Source organism: Pseudorhodoplanes sp., assembly GCF_059499825.1.
In genome coordinates this window covers 102,459-123,572 of record NZ_JCABZI010000021.1, presented here as the reverse complement: position 1 = coordinate 123,572, position 21,114 = coordinate 102,459, and the positions used below count along the sequence as shown (strand labels likewise).

General features: G+C 64.9%; 20 protein-coding genes. 13 read left to right on the top strand and 7 right to left on the bottom strand.

Annotated features, from left to right (window positions below; translation table 11 throughout):
* The first annotated feature begins 85 nt into the window (after nucleotides 1-85).
* A complete protein-coding gene (locus AC5I5I_RS25595; RefSeq protein WP_495977940.1) occupies nucleotides 86-796 on the top strand; it encodes a histidine phosphatase family protein in 711 nt (236 codons plus the stop codon).
* Nucleotides 797-996: 200 nt separating this feature from the next.
* Here AC5I5I_RS25595 and AC5I5I_RS25590 read toward each other — a convergent pair whose 3' ends face one another.
* The 5 genes from AC5I5I_RS25590 to AC5I5I_RS25570 form a co-directional block, all read right to left on the bottom strand.
* Nucleotides 997-2,427 carry a homospermidine synthase gene (locus tag AC5I5I_RS25590; protein WP_495977938.1) on the bottom strand — a complete coding sequence of 477 codons (1,431 nt, stop codon included), beginning with the start codon at nucleotides 2,425-2,427 and terminating at the stop codon, nucleotides 997-999.
* 96 nt (nucleotides 2,428-2,523) lie between these two features.
* On the bottom strand, nucleotides 2,524-3,099 hold the full coding sequence (locus AC5I5I_RS25585) for a GNAT family N-acetyltransferase (RefSeq protein WP_495977936.1): 576 nt from the start codon (nucleotides 3,097-3,099) through the stop codon (nucleotides 2,524-2,526).
* A 141-nt stretch (nucleotides 3,100-3,240) separates the two neighbouring features.
* Nucleotides 3,241-4,371 carry a type III PLP-dependent enzyme gene (locus AC5I5I_RS25580; protein WP_495977935.1) on the bottom strand — a complete coding sequence of 377 codons (1,131 nt, stop codon included), beginning with the start codon at nucleotides 4,369-4,371 and terminating at the stop codon, nucleotides 3,241-3,243.
* 650 nt (nucleotides 4,372-5,021) lie between these two features.
* Nucleotides 5,022-5,660 carry a Vgb family protein gene (locus AC5I5I_RS25575; RefSeq protein ID WP_495977933.1) on the bottom strand — a complete coding sequence of 213 codons (639 nt, stop codon included), beginning with the start codon at nucleotides 5,658-5,660 and terminating at the stop codon, nucleotides 5,022-5,024.
* A 42-nt stretch (nucleotides 5,661-5,702) separates the two neighbouring features.
* Nucleotides 5,703-6,923, bottom strand: a complete 1,221-nt coding sequence (locus AC5I5I_RS25570) for a helix-turn-helix domain-containing protein (protein WP_495977931.1) — start codon at nucleotides 6,921-6,923, stop codon at nucleotides 5,703-5,705.
* 130 nt (nucleotides 6,924-7,053) lie between these two features.
* Here AC5I5I_RS25570 and AC5I5I_RS25565 point away from each other — a divergent pair, with 130 nt between their 5' ends.
* Nucleotides 7,054-7,800, top strand: coding sequence for a DUF899 domain-containing protein (locus AC5I5I_RS25565; protein ID WP_495977929.1), 747 nt, complete (start codon nucleotides 7,054-7,056; stop codon nucleotides 7,798-7,800).
* The gene (locus AC5I5I_RS25560; RefSeq protein WP_495977927.1) at nucleotides 7,797-8,072 is read left to right on the top strand and encodes a hypothetical protein; all 276 of its coding nucleotides are present in this window, start codon (nucleotides 7,797-7,799) and stop codon (nucleotides 8,070-8,072) included. The genes AC5I5I_RS25565 and AC5I5I_RS25560 overlap by 4 nt, the downstream gene beginning before the upstream one ends.
* Nucleotides 8,073-8,094: 22 nt before the next feature.
* Here the strand turns inward: AC5I5I_RS25560 and AC5I5I_RS25555 are convergent, their stop codons facing one another.
* Nucleotides 8,095-8,970 (bottom strand): isocitrate lyase/PEP mutase family protein, encoded by an 876-nt coding sequence (locus AC5I5I_RS25555; RefSeq protein ID WP_495977925.1) that lies wholly within the window; start codon nucleotides 8,968-8,970, stop codon nucleotides 8,095-8,097.
* A gap of 21 nt (nucleotides 8,971-8,991) precedes the next feature.
* Nucleotides 8,992-9,261, bottom strand: a complete 270-nt coding sequence (locus tag AC5I5I_RS25550) for a hypothetical protein (RefSeq protein ID WP_495977923.1) — start codon at nucleotides 9,259-9,261, stop codon at nucleotides 8,992-8,994.
* A gap of 150 nt (nucleotides 9,262-9,411) precedes the next feature.
* Here AC5I5I_RS25550 and AC5I5I_RS25545 point away from each other — a divergent pair, with 150 nt between their 5' ends.
* The 10 genes from AC5I5I_RS25545 to AC5I5I_RS25500 all read left to right on the top strand — a co-directional run bounded on the left by AC5I5I_RS25545 (nucleotide 9,412) and on the right by AC5I5I_RS25500 (nucleotide 21,046).
* Nucleotides 9,412-11,511 (top strand): M3 family metallopeptidase, encoded by a 2,100-nt coding sequence (locus tag AC5I5I_RS25545; protein ID WP_495977921.1) that lies wholly within the window; start codon nucleotides 9,412-9,414, stop codon nucleotides 11,509-11,511.
* Between the two features lie 157 nt (nucleotides 11,512-11,668).
* Nucleotides 11,669-11,851, top strand: a complete 183-nt coding sequence (locus AC5I5I_RS25540) for a CsbD family protein (protein WP_495977919.1) — start codon at nucleotides 11,669-11,671, stop codon at nucleotides 11,849-11,851.
* A gap of 171 nt (nucleotides 11,852-12,022) precedes the next feature.
* Entirely contained in the window at nucleotides 12,023-13,618 is a 1,596-nt protein-coding gene (locus tag AC5I5I_RS25535) for a gamma-glutamyltransferase family protein (RefSeq protein ID WP_495977917.1), read from the top strand.
* 280 nt (nucleotides 13,619-13,898) lie between these two features.
* On the top strand, nucleotides 13,899-14,549 hold the full coding sequence (locus AC5I5I_RS25530) for a DUF1007 family protein (protein ID WP_495977916.1): 651 nt from the start codon (nucleotides 13,899-13,901) through the stop codon (nucleotides 14,547-14,549).
* Entirely contained in the window at nucleotides 14,543-15,739 is a 1,197-nt protein-coding gene (locus tag AC5I5I_RS25525) for a nickel/cobalt transporter (protein WP_495977914.1), read from the top strand. The genes AC5I5I_RS25530 and AC5I5I_RS25525 overlap by 7 nt, the downstream gene beginning before the upstream one ends.
* A 44-nt stretch (nucleotides 15,740-15,783) precedes the next feature.
* Nucleotides 15,784-16,305, top strand: a complete 522-nt coding sequence (locus AC5I5I_RS25520; RefSeq protein ID WP_495977912.1) for a TRAP transporter small permease subunit — start codon at nucleotides 15,784-15,786, stop codon at nucleotides 16,303-16,305.
* Nucleotides 16,306-16,309: 4 nt separating this feature from the next.
* On the top strand, nucleotides 16,310-17,704 hold the full coding sequence (locus AC5I5I_RS25515) for a TRAP transporter large permease (protein ID WP_495977910.1): 1,395 nt from the start codon (nucleotides 16,310-16,312) through the stop codon (nucleotides 17,702-17,704).
* On the top strand, nucleotides 17,704-18,477 hold the full coding sequence (locus AC5I5I_RS25510) for an SDR family NAD(P)-dependent oxidoreductase (RefSeq protein ID WP_495977908.1): 774 nt from the start codon (nucleotides 17,704-17,706) through the stop codon (nucleotides 18,475-18,477). Before AC5I5I_RS25515 ends, AC5I5I_RS25510 begins: the two co-directional genes overlap by 1 nt.
* A 92-nt stretch (nucleotides 18,478-18,569) precedes the next feature.
* Entirely contained in the window at nucleotides 18,570-19,799 is a 1,230-nt protein-coding gene (locus AC5I5I_RS25505) for an MFS transporter (RefSeq protein WP_495977906.1), read from the top strand.
* A gap of 224 nt (nucleotides 19,800-20,023) precedes the next feature.
* Nucleotides 20,024-21,046, top strand: a complete 1,023-nt coding sequence (locus tag AC5I5I_RS25500) for an MBL fold metallo-hydrolase (protein ID WP_495977904.1) — start codon at nucleotides 20,024-20,026, stop codon at nucleotides 21,044-21,046.
* Nucleotides 21,047-21,114 lie beyond the last annotated feature (68 nt).

Genomic DNA, 21,114 nt, shown 5'->3' with positions numbered 1-21,114 from the left:
CCTGACGGTAGACTTCGTCCGACGGTAGACTTGGCCCGATGTGGCGGTAGACTTGGCCTGACGCAAATGTCGGAGGGCGCCTGCCATGATTCGGCGATGCCGTGATTTTCTGCTCGCATTCGCAATCCTCGGTGGCCTTGTCGCCCCCGCATTCGCCTTGCCAAAGACCGTCATCATCCTGCGCCACGGCGAGAAGGAAAACGATTTCGCCCTGTGCAGGATCGGCGTCGAGCGCTCGCTGGCGCTGGCTGCGCAATATCTCGGCCAGGGGGCGAAGCAATCCCTGTTTGCGGCGGGTGAGCGGCCCGCGGCCTTCTTCGCCATCACCCTGCACACACTCGAACTGGCGTCGCCCGCAGCCGCGACATGGGAAATGCCGGTGGTGACGTTCTCGTCGGTGCCGCTGCCGGGTGTCGATCTCACGCCGCAATTCAACCTGCGGACCCAGCAGGCGGTCGGCGCGCTGATGGACGACCCGCGCTATGACGGCAAGACCGTCGTGATCGTGTGGGAGCATCATCACATCGCCGACCGGAAACTGGAGCTTCAGTTCCCGGACCAGAAAGTGACGCTGCGCCAGCTGCTCAATCTCGACAAGCTGGCGGATGTGCCGGACACGTGGCCGGGCCAGACTTATGACTATTTCTGGATCGTGGAATTCGGCACCAGCGGGTCGCGCGTGCCGACAGGCTTCCGCACGCAGCGCCAGCAATTCGCGGCGCCGTTCGACAAGGTGCCGTCGAACGAATGGGGCAAACGCGCCAAGCTGCCGATGGGGAGCAAGTGTTTGCCTTAACTTAACCCTCCCCCTTGTGGGGAGGGTCGATCATCGAAGCGTAGCGAAGATGATCGGGGTGGGGTGGCTGCGATCGATCATGAATCATCAGCCGCGCAAACCCATTTCTTCCAGCCCCACCCCGACCGCTTTCGCTAACGCTCAAGCGGTCGACCCTACCCACAAGGGGGAGGGCAAGAAAGCGGTGGGGAGGATAAGCGCTACCGCACCAGCACGTTCCTGAACTGCCAGGGATCGCTCTCGTCGATGTCCTCCGGGAACAACCCCGGACGGTTCTCCAAAGGCGTCCAGTCGGTGTAATAGCCCTTCACCGGACCGAGATACGGCAATTGGATGTCGAGGCAGCGCTTGTAATCCATCTCGTCGGCCTCGACGATGCCTTCGTTCGGATTTTCCAGAGCCCAGACCATGCCGGCGAGGATCGCCGACGTCACCTGCAGACCCGTCGCGTTCTGGTAAGGCGCAAGCTCGCGCGTTTCTTCCAGCGAGAGCTGCGAGCCGTACCAATAGGCATTCTTGGCGTGGCCGTAGAGCAGCACGCCGAGTTCGTCGATGCCGTCGGTCAGTTCGTCCTCGTCGAGCACGTGGGTCTTGTCTTGAATCTTGCCGGCATTGCCGAACAGCTCGAACCACGACAGCACCGCATCGTCGGCCGGATGATAGGCGTAGTGGCAGGTCGGGCGGTACACCGCCTTGCCGTCCTCCATCACGGTGAAATAATCGGCGATCGAGATCGACTCGTTATGCGTGACCAGGAAGCCGTATTGCGGCCCCGGCGTCGGGCACCACGTGCGCACGCGGGTGTCCGCGCCCGGCCGCATCAGGTAGATCGCGGGCGCGTTCGGGTCGGGATGCCGGCGCGCAAAGTCGGGCATCCATTTCTCATGCGTGCCCCAGCCGAGTTCTGCCGGCTGCAGGCCTTCGGATACGAAGCCTTCCACCGACCAAGTGTTAAGGAACACGTTGCGCGGCTTCGGCGACTTAGTGCGCTGGGTGTCCCGTTCGGCGATATGGATGCCTTTGACACCGGTCTGCCGCAACAGGCTGGCCCATTCCTCGCGCGTCGTCGGATCGGGGACGTTGAGGTTGAGGTCGCGCGCCAGATTGAGCGCCGCCTGCTTGACGAAGAACGACACCATGCCGGGATTGGCGCCGCAGGTGGACACCGCCGTCGGGCCGCCCGGATTCTTGCGCTTGGCGGCCAGCGTCATCTCGCGCAGCGCGTAGTTCGAGCGCTCGGCCGGGCCTTTCGACTTGTCGAAATAGAATCCGAGCCACGGCTCGTTGACGGTGTCGATATAAAGCGCGCCAAGCGAACGGCACAATTCCATGATGTCGACCGAAGAGGTGTCGACGGAGAGATTGACGCAGAAGCCCTGGCCGCCGCCCTTGGTCAGCAGCGGGGTCAACAGCTCCTTGTAGTTCTCGCGGGTCACATGCTTCTGGATAAACGGGATGCCGCGCTCGTCCGCGATCCACTTGTTGAGCGGATCCGGATCGATGATCACCATGCGGGACTTGTCATACTCGAAATGGCGTTCGATCAGCGGCAGCGTGCCGCGTCCGATCGAGCCGAAGCCGATGATCACAATGGGACCGTCGATCTTGCCGTATACGGGCCAGTCGGTCATGTCGCGTTACTCCAGTCTCAGGCGGCGCAAAGTCGAAAAATGAATGGGCGGGCATCGCGGCCTCTGCGATACCCGCCCAAGGAGATGCGTGCAAATCTACGCTGCGTGTGATGTCGGGCTTTTGACAGCCCGGCGGGAAGCCGTCGCGGCCAGAGCGCCCAGTCCGGGCTTCGGTGCGAAGCGGCCGGTGGCGCCGATCGTGCCGCTGGCGCCGTCGAGCGCGCCGGCCTGCAGTTCGAGGCCGAGCAGGCGGTCCTGCTGATACGCACCGGGCATCGCTAGCGAGGCGGTCTTCTCCGCCGAGAAGCCGAACCGGCCGTAATAGGGCGCGTCGCCGACCAGAAGGATCGCGCCATGCCCGCGCATGCGGGCGGTGGCGATCGCCTGCTTCATCAGCTTGCCGCCGATGCCCTTGCTCTGGTGCTCCGGCGAGACCGCGAGCGGGCCGAGCAGGAGCGCGCGGCGGCCCGAACCGGCCGACACGTCCCACAGCCGCACCGAACCCACGATGGCGCCGCCATCCGTCGCGACGAAGGACAGCCCCTGAGCCGGCAGGCGGTCCTCCCGCAGGCGCGCGGAGCACTTGGTGAAACGGGCCGGGCCGTAGGCGCGGTCGAGCAGAAGCTCGCGCGCCGACGCATCGGTTTTCCGTTCCTGGCGAATGGCGATCATGGCCAAACTCCTTCCAAGGCTCCGCGCGCCGCGGAACCGCTGCAGTCCTGAATGTGAGGGAAGGGGAGCCGGCCTTACCGGCCGGCTCCCGCGGTGTCTCTTGATCGCGGAGCGATCAGATGTGGCCCGATCGCGGAGCGATCAGATATGGATCGTCTTCAGCGGCGGGAAGCCGTTGAAGGCCACGGCCGAGTAGGTCGACGTGTAGGCGCCGGTGCCTTCGATCAGCAGCTTGTCGCCGATCTCGAGCGAGACCGGCAACGGATAAGGCTGCTTCTCGTACAGCACGTCGGCCGAGTCGCAGGTCGGGCCTGCGAGAATGCACGGCGCCAGAGCGCCACCGTCCCGCGGCGTGCGGATCGGATAGCGGATCGCCTCGTCCATCGTCTCGGCGAGACCGCCGAACTTGCCGATGTCGAGATAGACCCAGCGCACGTCCTCCTCCTCGCTCTTCTTGGAGACGAGGACGACTTCGGTCTCGATCACGCCGGCATTGCCGACCATGCCGCGACCCGGCTCGATGATGGTTTCCGGGATGCGGTTGCCGAAATGCTTGCGTAGCGCACGGAAGATCGCCGAGCCGTAGGTGCGAACCGTCGGCACGTTCTTCAGGTACTTGGTCGGGAAGCCGCCGCCGAGATTGACCATCGACAGGTTGATCCCGCGATCGCCGCATTCCCGGAACACGGCGGCCGCCTGCGCCAGCGCGCGGTCCCAGGCATGCTGGTTGCGCTGCTGCGAACCGACATGGAACGAGATGCCGTAGGCTTCGAGGCCCAGCCGGTGACCGTGCTCAAGCACGTCCGCGGCCATGGCGGGCTCGCAGCCGAACTTGCGCGAGAGCGGCCATTCGGCGCCCGCGCCATCGCACAGGATGCGGCAGAAAACCTTCGAGCCGGGCGCCACGCGGGCGACCTTCTCGACCTCGGCCTTGCAGTCGACAGCGAACAGGCGAACGCCCAGCGCGAAGGCGCGTGCGATGTCGCGCTCCTTCTTGATGGTGTTGCCATAGGAGATGCGGTCCGCCGACGCACCGGCCGCGAGCGCCATCTCGATCTCGGCGACCGAGGCGGTGTCGAAGCAGGAGCCCAGCGAGGCGAGCAGCGACAGCACCTCCGGCGCCGGGTTCGCCTTGACGGCATAGAACACGCGGCTGTCCGGCAGCGCTTTCGCGAAGGTGTTGTAGTTGTCGCGCACGACGTCGAGATCGACCACCAGCACGGGGCCGTCGTCGGTACGGTTACGAAGGAATTCGCGGATGCGGTCGGTCATGGTCGTCCCCAAAACAGCTGATGGACGCGCGAAAACGCGCATCCGAGTGAGTGTCTGACGACGATCCCGCGCGGTCGTGCGATGGAGGACACGACGAGCGCAAAGCTCGACACCAGACAGTGCTGCCGTGGATTGGAGGGGAGACCCCGCCGCACACCTGGCAATGATGGACAAGCCTCTTCGGTAACCTGACCGGCTTATGGACAGCCGGCGATAGCCAAAAAAGCCCGCTCCGTCGTTGCTTTAAGTCGCGTCCTCAGTGGAGAACTGAGTTCGCCGGTTTCGCCTCCGGCTGCCGGTCAGAGTTCTTGGAGAGACTCTCCTTAGAGAGCTTTGTCTCCCCAGGCGGCTGGCGGGCCTCTTGTCCCGCTACCTACCGACCGACACGCGACCACAGGCACGTGCGAAATTGGGCAAGGCCGGACATAATCCATTCACGCTGAGTGTCAAGCATTATGCGCGCCTCAGCGCCAAAAAACTCCAGACCTTACAGAGATGTTAACATCACAACGCGCGCGGCTGGCGCGAAGAAGGCTAGGCATGACGCAAGCGTGGCGCTGCGGTGGCGATCAAAGCTGCGCGCGCCGCATTTGGCCGTATCGCGCCTAAGCGCATGCGCGAGAGACCTCGCTGACGCCGCGTGCGAGCGATCACTTCGGCCGGCGAACGGCTCGCAGCTTGCTGCTGTTGCCGCCGCCGCAAAAGAATCGGCCGCTGCCATCGGCCTCCAGTCCTGAAACCGCCGTGCCGGCGGGCATTTCGAGCCGCTCCCGTACGGCGCCGTTCGCTGGATCGATGCGCCGCAATTCGCACTCATCGCCTTCCCAGGTGCCGTGCCAGAGTTCGCCGTCGGTCCAGGTGACGCCGGTGACGAAGCGGTTCGATTCGATGGTGCGCAGAATCGCTCCGGTCTCCGGATCGATCTGGTGGATCTTCCGCTCGCGGTACTGGCCGACCCAGAGCGATCCCTCCGCCCAGGCCATGCCGGAATCGCCGCCGTCGCCTGGCGCCGGAATCGTCGCCAGCACCTGGCCAGTCTGCGGATCGATCTTCTGGATGCTTTTCTCGGCGATCTGGAACAGATGACGGCCGTCGAATGCGGTGCCGGCATGTCCCGCGATGTCGAGCGTGCGCACGATGCTGCCGCTGTCCGGATCGAGGGCGCAGATCCGGTCGCCGGCGGCGAACCAGACGTGCTGGCCGTCAAACGTCACGCCGGCCACTTGCCGCACGTCTGGAAAGGGGCCGTATTCACGAAGGATTTCCGCCTTCTGCTCGGTGACTGCCATTGAATGCTCCAAAGCCTTGTTCCGCGCTGTTGTGAGCGGACACTAATCGCCCGGCAGCGGACCGGAGAGTAACAAGACTGACGTGAAACCGGGCAGCGGCGGCGTCATCCAGCGCCGCGCCCGCGCATGTCCGATCCACTGCACCTTGCCCGACGCCGCCAGTTCATCGAGCGCGCGCTGCACACTGCGCTGACTGGTGCCCAGCGCCAGCGCCAGCGCGGAACTCGACCACGATTCACCGTCGGCAAGGCAGGCCAGCACCTCGGCGTGCTTCTCGTCGACGGGCCGGGCCAGCACCGCGACCCGGCCGGCGTGATGCGGAGTCAGTGCGAAGCCCCGCTTGGTCGCATTGATGTCGGCGAGCGCTCGCAGGACCCGCCGCAACCGTCCGATCTCGACTCGCAGACGTGCGCGGTGCGACTCGTCTGCATGCCTGGCCCGGAACGCCCGCGCGACCAGTGTGTCGCGCGACACATCGTTCGGCCAGGCTTCCGCAAGCACGCGCACCAGCGTGAACAGAACCGGCCGCCGCGCGAGCGATGTTGTTGCCTGCTGGCGACGGACCGCGGAGCGGCACGCATCGACGACCAGCACCCGGGATTCGAATAGCGCTTCGACCTCGTCGAGCAGCAGCGGCCGCTCCGAGCCGCCTTCGATCAGACGCGCCGCGGGTGTGTCGAGGATGCGGAACGCATTGTCCACTTCGGCGGACAGGGCAGGGATGGCCGCCCCGCGCGCCGCCTGTCGTGCCGCCTCGAGCGCGGTCCGCGCCGTTTTCGTTCGGACCCGGCGCATCGCGAGGCCAGCCGCGACCAGTTCGTGCGCGGTCCGCAACGCCGGCGGCAGCGACGCCGGATCGAGCCCGGCGAGGGCATTCTCGGCTTCGTCGAGGCTTCCGACCAGCAACATGCGGCGAATGGCGAGATGCTGTGCGAGTGAGGCATTGGTCCGGTCGCCATGGGCCTCAAGAACTACCCGCGCCGCTTCGAGCGCTTGCGCAGGCCAGCCGAGGTCGCGCGAAGCCAATGCCACTTCGGCTTCGGCAACGACGCATCTCGCACGCGCGATTGTTTCTCGCGGACTGAAGGCGCGGGCGGCACGTCGCAGCAAGGCCTTGGCCTTGATGAAGTCGCCGAGTTGCGCCATCGCGATACCTCGCAGCGCCAGCGCTGGCGCATCGTCGCGCAGCGCAATGCGCTGCAGCGCGCCCAGCGGATCGCCGGCGGCCAATGCGCGTCCGGCGGAGGTGATCAGCGAGTCCATCGCGTGCCTGCGAACCGAAATCCCGTCACATTTGTCACTCTCGCTGCCCGATAGCGAGCCCTAAGTCTGTCTCGCGGGCTGCATGAGGCCGCTCGACGCCTGAGCCTCGAACAGCAAGGGAACCCTATCGATGAAGATGCCTCTAATCGTATCGCCGCAGGAATGGGATGCCGCGCGCGCGCGGATGCTGGTCAAGGAAAAAGCCGCGACCCGTGCTCATGACGCACTGGCAGCGGAACGTCGGCGGATGCCGTGGATGTCTGTGGAGACGGACTATGTGTTCGATGGCCCGGCCGGCAAGGTCAGCCTGCTCGATCTGTTCGAGGGGCGCCGCCAGCTGATCGTCTACCGCGCCTTCTTCGAACCGGGCGTGCATGGCTGGCCGGACCATGGCTGCATCGGCTGCTCGATGGTCGCCGATCAGGTCGGTCATCTGTCCCATCTCAACGCACGCGATACCACGCTCGCCTATGTCTCGCGTGCGCCGCAGCCTGACATCACGCGGCTGAAGGCGCGCATGGGATGGACGATCCCCTGGTACACGATCACGGATTCCTTCGACGCCGATTTCAGTGTCGATCAATGGCACGGCCACAATGCCTTCATCCGTGACGGCGATCGGGTGTTCCGCACCTACTTCATCAACAGCCGCGGCGACGAGGCGCTGGGAACGGTCTGGAGCTTTCTCGACATGACCGCGCTCGGCCGTCAGGAAGAGTGGGAGGATTCGCCGGAAGGCTATCCGCAGAGCCGGCCATACAAGTGGTGGAACTGGCACGACGCTTACGTTGCGGATGCTGCGCCCGACCCGAAATGGGTCCAGGTGTCGGACGCGGGCGAGGCAGCCATGCGCAAGGAAGCGGACGCAAGCCGATGACCGGGACCTGTCAAGCCAGCGCTGCCGATGATGTCCGCGTGGAGGGCAGGCGTGCCAGCTTCATCGGTGGCGCGGCACGCGGATTGCATTTCGCGGCGGCGCCGACCTTCGCGGCCATGGCGTTGCTGACCGCGTTCGCCGGCAATGGTGCTGAGGATCTTCTCTGCGCGACCGCGCAGCACGGGTCACCGCTGACGGGGATGGTGTCGATGTACGTCCTGATGAGTGCGTTTCACGCGGCGCCGTGGCTGAGGCTGATGGAGCAGGCGTGATCCGCCTGCGCGCGACGTGGCGCTACTTGGTGCTGTATTTGTCCTGCATCCCGGCCCAGCCCGGCTCGCCGACCACGTCGAGATAATCGCGGAAGCTCATCGCCTCGTCGCGTCGTGCAAACTTGCCGGATATCACGTCGCCGATCGCTGCCTGCATCGCCGCGGCGGCGTGCAGGATCAGCGTGATGCCGTACGGGATCACGGTGAAGCCAAGTTCGGCGAATTCGGCGGGCGAGAGCAGCGGTGTCTTGCCGCCCTCCAGTGGATTGGCGACCAGCGGCACGCCTGCGAAGGCGCGCCCGACACGACGCAGTTCGCCGACCGATTCCGGCGCTTCGATGAACAGGCCTTCGGCGCCAGCGCGGAGATAGCGTTCGGCGCGGCGCATCGCATCGTCGAGACCGTGAACGGCGCGCGCATCGGTGCGCGCGAAGATGAAGGTCGCAGGATCAATGCGCTCGCCGACCGCGGCGCGGACCTTCGCTTCCATGACCTCGATCGGCACGACAGTCTTGCCGGCGAGGTGACCGCAGCGCTTCGGCCAGGTCTGGTCTTCCAGCATCATGGCGGCGACGCCCATGCGCTCGTAGCCCTGCACGGTCTGGATCACGTTCTTCACGTCGCCATAGCCGTCATCGATGTCGACGAAGGCAGGCAGGTCACAGGCGTTGACGATGTCGCGCGCAGCCGCCGCGATGTCGGCATAGGCGCGCAAGCCCACGTCGGGAACGCCGTAGCGCGCGCCGACGATCGAGAAGCCGCCGATGAACAGGCTCTTGCCGCCGGCCTGCGCGATCAGCCGCGCGCCGAGCGCGTCATAGGCGCCGATCAGGACGAGCGGCTTTTCGGACTTGAGAAGGTCGCGGAAGATCTGGCCTTTTGAGGCGCGGCCGCTCATCGAAGCCCGGCCTTCGTCCGCTTAGCGCGAGAACGGCTCGACCGTGCGCGCAAAGCGCACGAACTTGTACATGATGTAGGCACCGACCGCGAGGAAGGCGACGTCCAGCACGCGTCCGACGGTTTCGCCCAGCCCGAACAGATTTGTCATCGCCCAGCTGGCGGCGAAGGCCGCGCCGAACACCTCGGCCCCGATCAGGATTGCCGCGCTGATCACCGTCATGACGTTCAGCCAAAGGATGCGGTTGCCGCCTGCGGGAGGCGCGGTCTTGGCGGTCGCTGGAGCGTTCATGCGTCGGTCCGGTTCGATGGCGGCGCAATGTCGTCGAAACGGGGCCCGCGATCAAGGCTGGAATTGGGACTGCAGCGACCCCATCTCGAGTCCCGTTGCCGAGCCTTCAGCCCGAGCCAATTTTCGCAAAAAGTCGAGATATTTCAACGCATGACCGTTATAGCCGCGACCGATCGCCCGTCCGATTCGACCGATAATCCGCTGCTGGCCCCCTGGGTCGGGCCGTTCGAGGTGCCCCGATTTGCGGAACTCGACCCCGCGCATTTCGTGCCGGCCTTCGAACGGGCGATGGCCGAGCATAATGCCGAGATCGCCGCGATTGTCGGAAATCCGGGGCCGCCGACCTTCGAGAACACCATCGCCGCGCTGGAGGATACGGAGCGGTCGCTGTCGCGCGTCTCGGATGTGTTCTACGTGCTGGCCGGCGCTCATACCAACGACGCGATCCAGGCGGTGGAGCGCGAAATGTCGCCGCGCCTGTCGGCGCATCATAGTGCCATCCGGCTGAACGGCGACCTGTTCCGCCGCGTCGATCAGGTCATGCAGACCGCTTCATCTGCCAAACTCACGGCCGAGCAGGCGCGGGTGCTGGAGCGCTATCACACCGGCTTCCGGCGCGCTGGCGCGCATCTCGATCAGGCGGCAAAGGACCGGCTCGCCGCGATCGGTCAGCGGCTCGCGACGCTGGGCACCGCCTTCAGCCAGAATGTGCTGGCGGACGAGCGCGACACCATCATCGAACTCGATGGCGAGGTAGATCTCGCAGGGCTGCCGGACTATGTGCGCTCCGCCGCGCGCCAGGCCGCGGAAGCGCGCGGTCTCGCCGGCCGTTCGGTGATCACGCTGTCGCGCTCGAGCGTCGAGCCGTTCCTGCAATATTCGACCCGCCGCGATCTGCGCGAGAAGGCGTTCCGCGCCTGGATGGCGCGCGGCGACATGGGCGGTGCGACCGACAACAAGGCGATCATTGCCGAGACCGTGGCGCTGCGCGCCGAACGGGCCAAACTGCTTGGCTATCCGACCTACGCCGATTATCGCCTCGACGATTCCATGGCCAAGACTCCGCGCGCGGTGCGCGATCTGCTCGGCGAAGTCTGGACCCGCGCGCGCAAGCGCGCGTTGGCCGACCGCGATGCCTTGCAGGCGCTGGCGCAGGCCGAGGGCGGCAATTTCAAGATCGCGCCCTGGGACTGGCGCTTCTACGCCGAGAAGCTGCGCAAGAAGCTGCACGACGTCGATGAAGCCTCGATCAAGCAATATCTGCAGCTCGATAAGATCATCGAAGCCTCCTTCGACACCGCGACACGGCTGTTCGGCCTGCGCTTCAAGGAAGTGAGCGGCATCAAGGCCTGGCATCCCGACGTCCGCACCTGGGAGGTGACCGACGCCGCGGGCAAGCACGTTGCGCTGTTCTTCGGCGATTATTTCGCGCGGCCCTCCAAGCATAGCGGCGCCTGGATGACGTCGCTGCGCGATCAGGAAAAGCTCAACGGCGACATCCGCCCGCTGATCGTCAATGTGATGAACTTCAACAAGGGTGCCGACGGCAATCCGGCGCTGCTGAGCTACGACGACGCCCGCACGCTGTTCCACGAATTCGGCCACGCGCTCCACGGCATTCTGTCGGATGTGACCTATCCGTCTATTGCCGGCACCAATGTCGACACCGATTTCGTCGAACTGCCGTCGCAGCTTTACGAACACTGGTTCGAGCGGCCGGAGGTGCTGCGGAAATTCGCGGTGCATTACAAGACCGGCGAACCGATCCCGGAAGACTTGCTGCGCAAGGTGCTGGCCGCGCGCACCTTCAATCAGGCCTGCGCCACGGTGGAATATGTGTCGTCGGCACTGGTCGACCTGGAGTTTCACTCGCTGCAATCGGCCGACGCGCTCGACGTGGCGATCTTCGAGCGCGAGACCCTCGACAAGCTCGGCATGCCCGAGGAGATCGTGATGCGGCACCGCTCGCCGCATTTCCAGCACGTGTTTTCGGGTTCGAGTTATTCGGCCGCCTATTACAGCTACATGTGGTCGGAGGTGCTTGATGCCGATGCGTTCCGCGCCTTCGAGGAAGCCGGCGATATCTTCGATCCGGCGACAGCTGGCAAGCTGCGCGACAACATCTATGCCGCGGGTGGCCGCCGCACGTCCGACGAGTCCTACATCGCCTTTCGCGGCCGGCTGCCGAGCCCGGATGCGTTGCTGGCGCGGCGGGGACTGGTGGATGCGGTGCCGGCCGGGGAGGCGTAGGGCGTCGGGTCGCGAAACGGTGCATCAATACACGCGGTTTTGATCCGTGAAATCTGGTCGGGTCCACGGAACGCAGAGCCCGGGCCGGACTTGTCTGGCCGACGTCAGAAACTGACGGGAGCCGGGCAAGTGGCCGGCGGAAACGGGAGAGCAACACATGGACAAGGATCGCATCGCTGGCGCGGCCAAGCAGGTTAAGGGCTCCATAAAGGAGACCTTCGGCAAGGTGACCGGTGACACCAAGACCGAGGCAGAGGGCGCGGCCGAGAAGACCGCAGGCAAGGTTCAGAACACCATCGGTGGTGCGAAGGACAAGGTCCGGGAAGCACTGAACGATTAATCGATCGCACCTTTGGCTGAAGCCGAAGCGGCGAAACGAACAGGCCGGGCTCCGAAAGGGCCCGGTCTTTTTTATTGGCATGTCCGGTCCGGACCGTGCTGGCGGTGATGATCGCGCGAGGGCGTTGCGCTACAAGGCCCGGATGCGCCTTCTCACGCAACAGGACGTTGAATGACCTCCCACACCTCCGGCCATCGTCGCGGCGTTGCCGCTGCTCCTCATCACGCTGCCGCCGAGGCGGGCCGGCTGATCCTCGCCGATGGTGGTAATGCGCTGGAAGCGATGGTGGCCATGGCCGCCTCGATCGCGGCGGTCTATCCGCACATGAATCATATCGGCGGCGACGGCTTCTGGCTGGTGCGCGAGCCGAATGGCCGGGTGCGCGCTATCATGGCGCCCGGACCGGCCGGCGCGAAGGCGAATATCGCGCTCTATCGCGAGCGAGGCTCCGACACGATCCCCGCGCGCGGGCCGCTTGCGGCGCTGACCGTGCCCGGCGCCATCGGTGGCTGGATGGTTGCGCTGGACGGGGCGAAATCGCTCGGCGGCAAGATTCCGCTGCGGATCTTGCTTGAACCTGCCATCAAGCAGGCGCGCGACGGCTATGTGGTCAGCCGTAGTCAGCACGCGCTGACGCGGGACAAGCTGTCCGAGATGGGGGAGGCGGTTGGCTTCGCGCAGACCTTTCTTGAGGATGGGAAGGTTCCCGCCGAAGGCGCGGTGATGAAGCAGACGGCGTTTGCTGCGACGCTCGATCACCTCGCCAATGCCGGTCTCGACGATTTCTATCGCGGCGATGTCGGGCGCGAGATTGCCGCCGATCTGGAGCGTATCGCATCGCCGGTCACGCGCGCGGACCTGGAAAAATACAACGCCTATATCGCCAAGCCGCTATCGGTCGCACTCAAGGCTGGCACGCTCTACAACGCGCCGCCGCCGACGCAGGGGTTGGCCTCGCTCATCATCCTTGCGCTGTTCGAGCGGCTGCGGGTGCAGGAGGCCGAAGGCTTCGACTTCGTGCACGGCCTGGTCGAGTCGACCAAGCGGGCGTTTCGCGTGCGCGACCGTGTGGTCACCGATCCGAACCGCATCGACGAGCCGCTCGACCGCTATCTGTCGGCGGCTTTTCTCGATCCCGAAGTCGAGCGGATCGACCGCAAGAAGGCGGCGCGCTGGCCAGCGCCCTATGGCGAAGGCGACACCATCTGGATGGGTGCGGCCGACGCATCGGGGCTGGTCGTGTCCTACATCCAGTCGATCTACTGGGAATTTGGCTCGGGCTGCGTGCTGCCGCGAACCGGCGTGCTGATGCAGAACCGCGGCGCGAGTTTCTCGCTCGATAAGAAAGCAGCAAATCCGCTGGAGCCCGGCCGGCTGCCGTTCCACACCCTCAATCCCGCGCTCGCCGTGCTGAAGGACGGGCGGGTCATGGCTTACGGCACCATGGGCGGCGACGGCCAACCGCAGACGCAAGGCATGATCTTCGCCCGGCATGTGCTGTTCGGTCAGCCGCTGCCCGAGGCGATCGAGGCGCCGCGCTGGCTGCTGGGCCGGACCTGGGGCTCCACCCACACCAACCTGCGGATGGAATCCCGCTTCGATAGCGGCCTGATCGACCGGCTGATGTCGGCCGGCCACGATGTTGCCGTTCTGGACGAGGGCTTCTCCGACACCATGGGCCATGCCGGCGGGGTGGTGCTGCACCCGGACGGCAGCATGGAGGGCGCGCACGACCCCAGAGCGGACCCGGGGGCTGAGGGGGTGTAGGAGGGCGAGCCGTTTCCTCTTTTTTCCCTCCCCCGCGTAGCGGTGGGGAGGGTCGGTTCGCGTCGCGTAGCGAGGCGAACTGGGGTGGGAGCTTTCGAGATTGAGTTCACAGCCCCCCACTCCCGACCCCTCCCACCACTCGCTTCGCTCGCGGGGGGAGGGGAGAAAGACTGCGCCGGGGGGAGGGTGCAGACGGAGCCTGCGTTAGCGCGACGCCCCCGCCTCCTTTCCGCCGCGTTCCGTGATATTGTCCCGCAGCATCGCTACATCCGGAAACCCAATGATTTCCTGCTTTCTTCGCCCGCTCGCGCTCGGCCTCGCAACCGGCCTTCTGGCGCTGGCCTTTGCCACGCCGGCCGCGCACGCGCATCCTCATGTCTATGTCACGATGAAGAGCGAGATTGTGTATGACGCCGAGGGCCGGATGACTGGCATCCGGCATCGCTGGACCTTCGACGACATGTTCTCCTCCTACGCCACGCAGGGGCTCGAATCGAAGGTGAAGGGCAAGTTCACGCGCGAGGAACTGCAGCCGCTGGCTGAGGTGAACGTGACCTCGCTGAAGGAGTTCGATTTCTTCACGCAGGGCAAGCTGAATGGCCAGAAGGCCGAATTCGAGCAGCCGGTCGATTATTTCCTGGAGCAGAAGGACGACCTGCTGACGCTGAACTTCACGTTGCCGTTGAAAAAGCCGGCGGCGACCAAGAATGTCGACCTTGAAATCTTCGACCCGCTTTATTTCGTCGCTTTCGAATTCGCCGAGAAAGAGCCGATCACCCTGAAGGGCGCGCCGGCATCGTGCAAGATTTCGACCGTGAAACTCGGCGACGATAGCCAGGTGAAGTCCCTGAGCGAATCGATCTTCGCCCGCCCCGATCCGAACAATCCGTTCGGCGCGCAATTCGCCAACAAGATCGGCGTGAAATGCTGACTGGCCGCTGGCCTCCAAAGCCTATCTGGGTCGTTGTCGGCGCCGCTGCTGCGATTGCGCTGACGGCCGCGTTGATGAGCGACCCGGCTTTCGCCCAGGCCAACCCGTTCGGTGCGCCGCGTACCGCCCCGCCGCCGCCCGACGGAATCGTCGGCTGGCTGCTGGCCAAGCAATCGGAATTCTATCGCGGCCTGTCGGGTGCGATCCGTGCCGCCAAGGCGGACGGCTCCGCGGTCTGGACCTTGTTCGGGCTGTCTTTCGCTTACGGTGTGTTTCACGCCGCTGGGCCCGGCCACGGCAAGGCGGTGATTTCGTCCTATGTGGTCGCCAATGGCGAGACCTGGTGGCGCGGCGTGGTGCTCTCCTTTGCCTCGGCGATTTTGCAGGCCATTGTCGCGGTGGCGATTGTGGGTGTTGCCGCCGTGCTTCTGGGCGCAACCCGCCGCACCATGGACGGCACGATCTGGTGGATCGAGGTGATCAGCTATGGGCTGATTGCCGCGCTCGGTGCGCGGCTGTTGTGGGTCAAGGGACGTGCCCTGATCAGCGCATGGCGGAAGTATCGCGCGGAGCAGGAGCCGGTACACAGCCATGCTCTGGCTCACGCTCATGTCCATTCGCATGCCGTTGCCGGGGCCGGTCACGCTCACGCGGGTGCGCATGCGCATGGTCACGGCGGTCACGATCATGATCACGCCGGCCATGCTCACGCGCATGCGCACCACAGCCACGCGCACAAACACGAGCACACGCACGGCGCCGCCTGCTGCGGACACCACGGCCACGATCATGACGATCATGCGTCGGCGTGGGGTCATGCCCATGCGCCGGAGCCGCAGGAACTCGCCGGTCCCGGCGGCTGGAAGCGCGGCCTGTCGGCCATTATCGCCGTGGGGCTGCGGCCCTGTTCCGGTGCGATCCTGGTTCTGGTCTTTGCGCTGGCGCAGGGACTGTTCTGGGCCGGCGTAGCGTCGACCTTCATCATGGGACTGGGAACCGCGATCACCGTGGCCGCGATCGCCACGCTCGCGGTCGGCGCGCGCGGGATTGCGCAGCGATTTGCGTCGGCGCGGCCGGGCCCCGGCATGCTGGCACTGCGCGGCCTCGAAGTGGCCGCCGCGCTGCTCGTCCTGGTGTTCGGCATCGCGCTGCTGTTCGGCTATATCGCCAGCGAGCGCATGTTCGCTTAATACGTGCTGCGCCGTTATAGTCCGCGCGGATGAATGCGGACATCATGATCGCCCTTGCCGACACTATCGACTGGCTGAATACTAGGATCGGACGCGCTGCGGCGTGGCTGTGTCTCGCCGTGGTCACGCTGCAGTTCGCGGTGGTGGTGTTGCGCTATCTGTTCGGGATCGGCTCGATCCAGCTGCAGGAATCGATCCTCTATAGCCATGCCGCGATGTTCCTTCTGGTCGCCGCATGGACGCTGAAGGTTGACGGTCATGTCCGTGTCGATCTGTTCTACGCATCGGCGGGCCCGCGCCGGAAGGCCATCGTCGATCTGATCGGCGCACTGGTCCTGCTGATCCCGTTCGCGGTGGCGATCCTGTATTTCTCGTGGGGGTATGTCGCGCGCTCATGGGCGAATTTCGAAGGCTCGCGCGAGGCCAGCGGGCTGCCGTTGGTGTTCGTGCTGAAGACGCTGATCCCGGTCTTCGCCGTGATGCTGATCCTGCAGGGCATCGCACAGGCGATCCGGGCAGGGTCCGTGCTCTCCGGCAAGACCGTGTCAGACCAGACCGCGGCCTGACGCGATGGCGGAAGTCCTCGCAATTCTGCTGGTCGTTGCGATCTGCGTTGCTCTGTTCGCGGGGTACCCGGTTGCCTTCACGCTCGGCGGGTTATCACTGGTGTTCGCCGCGGGAGGAAGTGCGCTCGGGGTGTTCTCGTTCGCATTTCTAGGAGCATTGCCGCAGCGCATTTTCGGGGTGATGACCAGCGAGGTGCTGCTGGCGATTCCGCTCTTCATCTTCATGGGCGTGATGCTGGAGCGCTCGCGTATCGCCGAGGATCTGCTTGAAAACATGGCGAAATTGTTCGGCTCGCTACGTGGCGGCCTGGGCATTTCCGTCATTCTCGTCGGCGCGCTGCTCGCGGCCTCGACCGGCATCGTCGGCGCCACGGCTGCCACCATGGGCCTGATCGTGCTGCCGATCATGCTGCGCCACGGCTACGATCCGCGTCTCGCCGCCGGCATTGTCGCGGCGGCGGCGACGCTGGCGCAGATCATTCCGCCGTCGACGGTTCTGGTCATCCTCGGCGACACGCTCAATAACGGCTACCAGGCCGCGCAATTGTCCAAGGGCGTGTTCGCGCCGCAAACAGTGACCGTGAGCGACCTGTTTGCCGGCGCGCTGCTGCCCGGGCTCATGCTGGTTGCGCTCTATATCGTCTATGTGGCCGCGGTGGCGATGCTGAAGCCCCAGGCGGCGCCCGCGATCAGGCCCGATCCGCAACTGCTTCACGGTGCGCATTTTGCCGGCCGATTGCTCGGCGCACTTCTGGCACCGCTCGCGCTTGTTCTCGCCGTGCTCGGCTCGATCCTCGCGGGGATCGCCACCCCGACCGAATCCGCTTCCGTCGGCGCTGTCGGCGCGATCCTGCTGGCAGCGTGGCGCGGAAAGGGCGCGCTGTGGCCCGCGCTGGTCGCGACCGTGATGAAGACCGCGCAGATGACCAGCATGATCTTCGTTATTCTGATCGGCGCGACGATGTTCGGACTCGTGTTCCGCGGCTTTGGTGGTGATGATCTGGTCCATCGTTCGCTCTCCGATCTGCCGGGCGGCACGACAGGTGCGATCCTTGCGGTCATGGTCGCGATGTTCCTTCTCGGCTTCGTGATGGACGCGTTCGAGATCATTTTCGTGATCGTGCCGATCGTGTCGCCGGTGCTGCTGGCGATGCCGGGCGTCGATCCGGTCTGGCTCGGCATCATGATGGCGATGAATCTGCAGACCTCGTATATCCATCCGCCGCTCGGCCCAACGCTGTTCTTCCTGCGCGGCGTCGCGCCGCCCGAAATCACCACCCGGCATATCTATGTCGGCATCATCCCGTTCGTCGCGATCCAGCTTGCCGCATTGGCCGTGCTGTGGTTCCTGCCGGACTTGGCGACGGCATTGCCGCGCGCGCTCTATGGTGGCGGGTGATGAAAGCCGGAACGATTTTCGATCTTTCAGGTGAGGTTGCACTGGTGACCGGTGCGTCGTCCGGGCTCGGTGCGCGTTTCGCGCAGGTGCTGGCGGCGAACGGCGCGAAAGTGGCGCTGGTCGCGCGCCGCAAGGACCGGCTCGATGAACTGTGCGAGCGGATCGTTGCCGCAGGCGGCAATGCCGTCGCAATCGAAGCCGATGTGCTCGACCGCACGGCGATGCTGCGCGCCTTCGATCAAACGGAGGCCGCGTTCGGTTCTGTCACCATTCTCGTCAACAATGCCGGCGCCGCGCAGGGCGTCCGCGCGCTCGACATGAGCGCGGAGGAATGGCGTCGCGTTCTCTCGCTGGATCTCGATTCGGTGTTCTTCTGGTCGCAGGAGGGCGCGCGCCGCATGCTCGCGGCCGGGCTGACCGGTTCCATCGTCAACACCGCCTCGGTGCTGGCCTTCGGTGTGTCGAAAGGCGTCGCGGCCTATGCGGTGGCCAAGGCCGGCGTGATGCAACTCACCAAGGCGCTGGCGCTGGAACTCGCCTTCAAGGGGGTGCGGGTCAATGCGATCGCACCGGGCTGGTTCGTGACCGAAATCAATCGCGACTTTCTCGAAAGCGAGCAAGGCGAAAAGATGAAGCGCGCGATCCCGATGGGTCGGTTCGGTGCGGAGGGCGACCTCGATGGCGCACTGCTGCTGCTGGCGTCGAAAGCCGGCGCCTACATGACCGGTGCAACGATCATCGCCGACGGCGGCCAGGTGGTCGAAATCGGGTGACCTATCAGCGATGCGAATGCGTGCCTTGCATTCAATTCGCTTGATGTGAGACGGCGCCCGCATCACTGTGCCGCGCCACAACGGAACGCCCGATGGACGGTCTTGCCGGAAGACAATCCAGTCTCGTCGATTCCCGCTACGCCTGGCTGCGGCTGGGCGTCGCGTTGCTGCTTGGCACCGTCGGCAGCGTCGGCATGTGGTCGTATGTCGTGGCGCTCCCCTCCGTCCAGGCAGACTTTGCCGCAACGCGCGCCGATGCCAGCATTCCCTACACCATGGCCATGGTGGGATTCGCCATTGGCAACATGATCCTTGGCCGGCTGGCGGATCGGTTCGGCATTCTCGTCCCGATCTGGCTCAGCATTGCCTCGCTCGGCATCGGCTATGTCAGCACGGGCCTTGCGCCGACGCTGTGGTTGCTGTGCGCCGCGCATGTTCTGATCGGGTTCGGAAGCGCTGCGTCGTTCGGGCCGCTGATCGCCGATCTGTCGCACTGGTTCGAGAAGCGGCGCGGCATCGCCATCGCGATCGCCGCATCCGGAAATTATATCGCGGGTGCGGTGTGGCCGCCGATTATCCAGCATGTCATCGCAAGCGATGGCTGGCGTGCGGCCCATATCGGGACCGGCATCTTCTGCGTGCTTGCGATGTTGCCGCTGTCGCTGATGTTCCGCCGCCGGACCGACATTCATGCCAATGGCGGACTGGAGGCTCGCGCCTTCGTGGCGCCGGATATCGGCGTGTCGCGCAACACGCTCTTTATCCTGCTCTGCATTGCAGGCGTCGCCTGCTGCGTCGCGATGGCGATGCCGCAGGTCCACATCGTCGCCTATTGCGGCGATCTCGGTTATGGCGTTGCGCGCGGCGCGGAGATGCTGTCGCTCATGCTGGCATTCGGGATCGTCAGCCGGGTCGGCTCCGGCTTCATTGCCGATCGGTTCGGCGGGGTGGTGACCCTGCTGATCGGTTCGGTAATGCAGGCGGTCGCGCTGTTCCTTTATTTCCTGTTCGACGGACTGACATCGCTGTTCGTGATCTCGATCCTGTTCGGACTGTTCCAGGGTGGTATCGTGCCGAGCTATGCGGTGATTGTCCGCGAATATTTCCCGCCGCAGGAGGCGGGCGCCCGGGTCGGCACACTGATCATGGCAACGGTGTTCGGGATGGCGCTCGGCGGCTGGATGTCGGGTTACATTTTCGATCTGACCGGCTCGTACCGCGCGGCCTTCCTCAATGGTCTCGCCTGGAATCTGCTCAACCTGTCGATCGCACTCTGGCTGATGCGCGCGGGGCGTCGTGGTACGAAGGCCGCGATGGCGTAATCATGCTGCATCGCCCGAGAAGGGGCCGGCTTTCCTGAAACGGGCTGTCGAGGGAAAAAATTGCCACGGCATTGCGATAATTGAAACAGCGCCGGTTTCGGTCCTTGTGATATTACTGAAGCCGACGCAATTTCGAGGGCACGGCCATGATGCGCAACCCACGTTCCGACGCATTTGCAACACTGCGCAGCTTCCTGATTTGTGCCTCAGCGACAGGTGGTCTTGTGGCAAGTGGTCTTGCGGCAAGCACGCCTCCGGTCCATGCGCAGTCGAACCCGGCACAGATCACCATCATCTATGACGCGTTCGGCAAGGCGTCGAACCTGAAGCAGGACTGGGGATTTGCCGCACTCATCGAATACGATGGCAAGCGGATCCTGTTCGATACCGGCAACAACGCGGAGATCTTTGCGCATAATGTCGAAGCCAAGGGCATCGACCTGACGAAGCTCGATTTCGCCGTCATCTCACACCGGCACGGCGATCACACCAGCGGCATCAGCCATCTGCTGAAGGTCAACCCGAATGTCAAAATCTATGCACCGCAGGAAAATTTCGGCGTGTTCGGCGCTGCTCTGCCTGGAAGCTTCTTCCGGCGCGACGAGTCGCTGCCTGCAGATCAGCGGTATTTCGGCGGCAACGCACCCCAGACACTGCGCTTCGGCAGCGCGTGGCCGCAGGGCGATTTCAACTGGGTGACCAAGACAACCGAAATTGCGCCCGGTATTCATCTGATCCTTTTGAACGGCCCGTTCGGTGTCGATCTGGAAGTAAAAGAAATATCGCTGGCGATCGAGACGCCGGACGGGGTCGTGGTGCTTGTCGGGTGCAGTCATCCCACCATCGAGAAAATCGTGGAGGCGGCGAAGAGCGCCACCAACAAGCCGATCCAGCTCGTCCTCGGCGGCACGCATCTGCTGCCGCTGAAGGACGACCAGATCAAAGCCGTCGCCGCAACGCTGCGCGACAAGCTGGACGTGCGCCATATCGCACCGGCGCACTGCACCGGCGAGCCGGCCTTTGCGATCCTGAAGGAGACCTTTGGCGACCGTTACGTTTATGCGGGCCTCGGTTCCACGCTCGTGCTGGGCCCGAAGGTCACGAACCGGGCTGACGCGGGGCAGCCTGTCAAATACGCGATGGATGAGGGCGACCGGCACCGCTATCGCGAAGCGATGGTGCAGGGGCCGTATCGCTCGCTGCTCGGCGGTGGCATCCGCAGGCCGGCGGCAGAGGCATCGCCCTGAGCGCAGAATTGCGGTCCAAAGCACGCATCGAAATCGCCGGGCCAGTCGAAAGGTCCGGAGCAACGACC

Excerpts from the sequence above, each read along its gene's own strand:
- AC5I5I_RS25525 (WP_495977914.1), top strand. The coding sequence starts at position 14,543 with ATGCTGACTGGCCGCTGGCCTCCAAAGCCTATCTGGGTCGTTGTCGGC.
- AC5I5I_RS25550 (WP_495977923.1), bottom strand. The coding sequence starts at position 9,261 with ATGAACGCTCCAGCGACCGCCAAGACCGCGCCTCCCGCAGGCGGCAAC.
- AC5I5I_RS25530 (WP_495977916.1), top strand. The coding sequence starts at position 13,899 with ATGATTTCCTGCTTTCTTCGCCCGCTCGCGCTCGGCCTCGCAACCGGC.
- AC5I5I_RS25570 (WP_495977931.1), bottom strand. The coding sequence starts at position 6,923 with ATGGACTCGCTGATCACCTCCGCCGGACGCGCATTGGCCGCCGGCGAT.
- AC5I5I_RS25505 (WP_495977906.1), top strand. The coding sequence starts at position 18,570 with ATGGACGGTCTTGCCGGAAGACAATCCAGTCTCGTCGATTCCCGCTAC.
- AC5I5I_RS25510 (WP_495977908.1), top strand. The coding sequence starts at position 17,704 with ATGAAAGCCGGAACGATTTTCGATCTTTCAGGTGAGGTTGCACTGGTG.
- AC5I5I_RS25520 (WP_495977912.1), top strand. The coding sequence starts at position 15,784 with ATGATCGCCCTTGCCGACACTATCGACTGGCTGAATACTAGGATCGGA.
- AC5I5I_RS25555 (WP_495977925.1), bottom strand. The coding sequence starts at position 8,970 with ATGAGCGGCCGCGCCTCAAAAGGCCAGATCTTCCGCGACCTTCTCAAG.
- AC5I5I_RS25575 (WP_495977933.1), bottom strand. The coding sequence starts at position 5,660 with ATGGCAGTCACCGAGCAGAAGGCGGAAATCCTTCGTGAATACGGCCCC.
- AC5I5I_RS25590 (WP_495977938.1), bottom strand. The coding sequence starts at position 2,427 with ATGACCGACTGGCCCGTATACGGCAAGATCGACGGTCCCATTGTGATC.
- AC5I5I_RS25595 (WP_495977940.1), top strand. The coding sequence starts at position 86 with ATGATTCGGCGATGCCGTGATTTTCTGCTCGCATTCGCAATCCTCGGT.
- AC5I5I_RS25580 (WP_495977935.1), bottom strand. The coding sequence starts at position 4,371 with ATGACCGACCGCATCCGCGAATTCCTTCGTAACCGTACCGACGACGGC.
- AC5I5I_RS25585 (WP_495977936.1), bottom strand. The coding sequence starts at position 3,099 with ATGATCGCCATTCGCCAGGAACGGAAAACCGATGCGTCGGCGCGCGAG.
- AC5I5I_RS25515 (WP_495977910.1), top strand. The coding sequence starts at position 16,310 with ATGGCGGAAGTCCTCGCAATTCTGCTGGTCGTTGCGATCTGCGTTGCT.
- AC5I5I_RS25560 (WP_495977927.1), top strand. The coding sequence starts at position 7,797 with ATGACCGGGACCTGTCAAGCCAGCGCTGCCGATGATGTCCGCGTGGAG.
- AC5I5I_RS25545 (WP_495977921.1), top strand. The coding sequence starts at position 9,412 with ATGACCGTTATAGCCGCGACCGATCGCCCGTCCGATTCGACCGATAAT.
- AC5I5I_RS25565 (WP_495977929.1), top strand. The coding sequence starts at position 7,054 with ATGAAGATGCCTCTAATCGTATCGCCGCAGGAATGGGATGCCGCGCGC.
- AC5I5I_RS25540 (WP_495977919.1), top strand. The coding sequence starts at position 11,669 with ATGGACAAGGATCGCATCGCTGGCGCGGCCAAGCAGGTTAAGGGCTCC.
- AC5I5I_RS25535 (WP_495977917.1), top strand. The coding sequence starts at position 12,023 with ATGACCTCCCACACCTCCGGCCATCGTCGCGGCGTTGCCGCTGCTCCT.